This window comes from Inquilinus sp. (genome assembly GCF_057815775.1).
In genome coordinates this window covers 1-3859 of sequence record NZ_JBYRFX010000021.1, presented here as the reverse complement: position 1 = coordinate 3859, position 3859 = coordinate 1, and the positions used below count along the sequence as shown (strand labels likewise).

Sequence of the window (3859 nt, the reverse complement as noted above, 5' to 3'; positions counted from 1 at the left end):
CTGGTCGTACGCCGTGAACGTCGCCCCGCCGCTCTCCGCCAGAACCTTCGTGATCGCCGCCGTCAGCGACGTCTTACCATGGTCAACGTGACCAATCGTGCCGATGTTGCAGTGCGGCTTCGTCCGCTGAAACTTCGCCTTGCCCATTTACTGTCTCCGTTTTTCTAACGCGCGATCAAGCAAGCTTGGCGCGGACTTCGTCGGCGATCGCCTGGGGCACCGGATCATAGTGATCGAAGTGCATCGAATACTGGGCGCGACCCTGGGTCATCGACCGCAGGTTGTTCACATAGCCGAACATGTTGGCCAGCGGAACCATCGCCGAGACGACGCTGGCGTTGCCGCGGGTGTCCATGCCCTGGATCTGGCCGCGCCGGCTGTTCAGATCGCCGATCACGTCGCCCATGTAATCCTCGGGCGTCACGACCTCGACCTTCATGATCGGCTCGAGCAGGGCCGGCTTGGCCTTCGGCAGGCCTTCGCGGAACGCGGCGCGAGCCGCGATTTCGAAGGCCAGGACCGACGAGTCGACGTCGTGGTAGGCGCCGTCAACCAGGCTCACCTTGAAGTCGATCACCGGGAACCCGGCAATCACGCCGGTCTCCTTGGACGAATTCAGGCCCTTTTCCACGCCCGGAATGTATTCGCGCGGCACGGTACCGCCGATGACCGAGGCGGCGAACTGATAGCCCGATCCGGCCGGAAGCGGCTCGAACACCAGCTTGATGCGGGCGTACTGGCCCGAACCGCCGGTCTGCTTCTTGTGGGTGTAGTCGATCTCGGCCCGCTGCGTGATCGTCTCGCGATAGGCGACCTGCGGCGCGCCGACATTGGCGTCCACCTTGAACTCACGGCGCATGCGATCGACCAGGATCTCGAGATGGAGTTCGCCCATCCCCTTGATCACGGTCTGGCCGCTTTCCTGATCGACGGCAACGCGGAAGGAAGGATCCTCCTGCGCCAGGCGCTGCAGCGCCGTCGACATCTTCTCCTGATCGGCCTTCGACTTCGGCTCGACGGCGACCTCGATGACCGGCTCCGGGAACTCCATGCGCTCGAGCACGATCGGCTTGGCCGGATCGCACAGCGTGTCGCCCGTCGTGGTGTTCTTCAGGCCGACCAGCGCGACGATGTCGCCGGCGCTGGCTTCCTTGATTTCCTCGCGGTTGTTCGCATGCATCAGCAGCATGCGGCCAACGCGCTCCTTCTGGCCCTTGACCGAGTTCTGGACGTAGGACCCGGCCAGAAGCGTGCCCGAATAGATGCGGGCAAAGGTCAGCGAGCCGACGAACGGGTCGGTCATGATCTTGAAGGCGAGGGCCGAGAACGGCGCCTCGTCGTTGGTCGGCCGGCTCTCGGTCTCTTCCGAATCGACCTTGTGGCCTTCGACCTGGGCGACGTCGAGCGGCGACGGCAGGAAGTCGACCACGGCGTCGAGCAGGGTCTGCACGCCCTTGTTCTTGAAGGCGGAACCGCAGAGCACCGGCACGAACTTGAATGCCAGCGTGCCCTTGCGGATGCAGGCGCGCAGCTGCTCCGGCGTCGGCTCGGTGCCCTCGAGATAGGCCTCCATCACCGCGTCATCCATCTCGACAGCGGTGTCGAGCAGGGTCTGGCGGAACTCAGCCGCCTTCTCCTTCAGGTCGTCCGGAATCTCGGCGAAACTGAAGTTGGCGCCGAGGCTGTCGTCTTCCCAGATGACCGCCCGGTTCTCGACCAGGTCGACCAGGCCGGAATAGTCGTTCTCGACGCCGATCGGCAGGTTCAGCACCAGCGGCAGCGCGCCGAGCCGGTCCTTGATCATGTCGACGCAGCGATAGAAGTTCGCGCCGATCCGATCCATCTTGTTGACGAAGCAGATCCGCGGCACGTGGTACTTGTCGGCCTGGCGCCAGACCGTCTCGGACTGCGGCTCGACACCGGCGACGGAGTCGAACACCGTCACCGCACCATCGAGCACGCGCAGGGACCGTTCGACTTCAATCGTGAAGTCGACGTGGCCCGGCGTGTCGATGATGTTGACGCGATGGTCGCGCCAGAAGGCGGTGGTCGCAGCCGACGTGATGGTGATGCCGCGCTCCTGCTCCTGCTCCATCCAGTCCATCGTCGCCGTGCCTTCATGCACTTCGCCGATCTTGTACGACTTTCCGGTGTAGTAGAGGATTCGCTCGGTCGTGGTCGTCTTACCGGCATCGATGTGCGCCATGATGCCGATGTTGCGGTATTTCTCGATCGCGTGGCTACGCGGCATGATCAGTCTCTCGGGCCGGAGGCTGGGTTACCAGCGGTAGTGCGAGAACGCCTTGTTGGCGTCCGCCATCTTATGCGTGTCTTCGCGCTTCTTGACCGCTGCGCCACGCTGGTTCGAGGCGTCCATCAGCTCGTTCGAGAGGCGGTCGACCATGGTCGTCTCGGAGCGCTTGCGCGCCGCCGCGATCAGCCAGCGGATGGCCAGGGCCTGGCCACGCTCGGCGCGGACTTCGACCGGCACCTGATAGGTGGCGCCACCGACACGGCGCGACCGCACTTCGACATGCGGCCGGACATTGGCCAGCGCCTCGTGGAACGCCACGATCGGGTCGGCCTTGGTGCGGCTCTGCAGCTTGTCGAGCGCGTCGTAGACGATCGTCTCGGTGGTGGATTTCTTGCCGTCGTACATGAGGTTGTTCATGAACTTCGACAGGATGACATCGCCGAATTTCGGGTCCGGCAGGATTTCACGCTTCTCGGCGCGATGGCGACGGGACATATGTGACCTCCTTACTTCGGACGCTTCGCGCCGTACTTCGACCGCCGCTGGCGACGATCCTTGACACCCTGCGTATCGAGCGTGCCGCGAATGATGTGGTAGCGCACGCCCGGCAAATCCTTCACACGACCGCCGCGGATCATGACGACCGAATGTTCCTGCAGGTTGTGGCCTTCACCCGGAATGTAGCTGGTGACCTCGAACCCGTTGGTGAGGCGCACGCGCGCCACCTTACGAAGCGCCGAGTTCGGCTTCTTCGGGGTCGTGGTGTAGACACGAGTGCAAACGCCACGCTTCTGCGGGCAAGCCTGGAGGGCCGGCACCTTGTTGCGCGCCCGCTGCGGCTGGCGCGGCTTACGGATCAACTGATTGATCGTCGGCATATCTGCCCTTCTTGGTTCTTCGATGAAACGGCCCGGCTAAGCGGCCCACCCGTCCAGGCGCCGACAACTGACATCACGTTCCGAGAGAAGGATGACGCAAACGATACAGGACCCCGAGGCGCCCACGCCTGCGGGGCCAACCGGAGTCCTTCGCTTGTCGCGGGCGCATCATCGATGCGTCCGCGGTCGTCTGTCTCTGCGGAAAGCGCGTCTAGCGCGTCACGAGGACGAGCTACTGCCGGCTTCCGGGAAAAGCGCGCGGACTATACGGATGCACCCCTGCCACGTCAAGCCGGATCCCGCCGCGTCCGAAACGATCAGGCGCCGCCGGTTTCCGGCAGGTCCACCGTCCCCAGCTTGTCGGGGTTGCGCACCCAGAAAACACCGGTGATTCCGTCCGCGGTGACGGCCAGGTCGAGCGTGCCCATCAGCTCGCCGCCGCGGGTGACGACATAGCCCGGCTTGCCGTTGATCCAGCGCGGCGCATAGGTAAACGGTGCCGGCGATTTGCGCCAGATGCCATGGAAGAAGCGCGCCACCCGGTCGGCGCCTTCGATCACGTTCATCGAGGCCAGGACCTTGCCGCCGCCATCGCTGTGCAGCCTGGCGTCGCGCGCCAGCAGCGCCGTCAGCGCGGCGAGGTCGCCGGAATTCAGGGCGTCGCGGAAGGCGACTAGCATCGCCTGGTGCTGCGGCCGGGGTGCCGGCTCCGCCACGCCCCCGCCCG

At 64.7% G+C, this 3859-nt stretch carries 5 protein-coding genes; all 5 read right to left on the bottom strand.

Going from position 1 to position 3859, the window contains the following annotated elements; genetic code table 11:
- On the bottom strand, positions 1 to 147 hold a 147-nt coding region (locus AC3XYG_RS00875; RefSeq protein ID WP_489137923.1), incomplete at its 3' end, for a GTP-binding protein.
- A 28-nt stretch (positions 148 to 175) separates the two neighbouring features.
- The gene (gene fusA / locus AC3XYG_RS00870; protein ID WP_489137922.1) at positions 176 to 2251 is read right to left on the bottom strand and encodes an elongation factor G; all 2076 of its coding nucleotides are present in this window, start codon (positions 2249 to 2251) and stop codon (positions 176 to 178) included.
- 27 nt (positions 2252 to 2278) lie between these two features.
- Positions 2279 to 2749: a 30S ribosomal protein S7 gene (gene rpsG / locus AC3XYG_RS00865; RefSeq protein WP_441325748.1), complete on the bottom strand. Its 471-nt coding sequence runs from the start codon at positions 2747 to 2749 to the stop codon at positions 2279 to 2281.
- 11 nt (positions 2750 to 2760) lie between these two features.
- Entirely contained in the window at positions 2761 to 3132 is a 372-nt protein-coding gene (gene rpsL / locus AC3XYG_RS00860) for a 30S ribosomal protein S12 (protein ID WP_026873043.1), read from the bottom strand.
- A 317-nt stretch (positions 3133 to 3449) separates the two neighbouring features.
- The coding region (locus tag AC3XYG_RS00855) for a nuclear transport factor 2 family protein (protein WP_489137921.1) at positions 3450 to 3859 on the bottom strand (410 nt) is incomplete at its 5' end.

Bases quoted from the DNA above. Each gene is read 5' to 3' on its own strand.
- rpsL (WP_026873043.1), bottom strand. From the start codon at position 3,132: ATGCCGACGATCAATCAGTTGATCCGTAAGCCGCGCCAGCCGCAGCGG.
- rpsG (WP_441325748.1), bottom strand. From the start codon at position 2,749: ATGTCCCGTCGCCATCGCGCCGAGAAGCGTGAAATCCTGCCGGACCCG.
- fusA (WP_489137922.1), bottom strand. From the start codon at position 2,251: ATGCCGCGTAGCCACGCGATCGAGAAATACCGCAACATCGGCATCATG.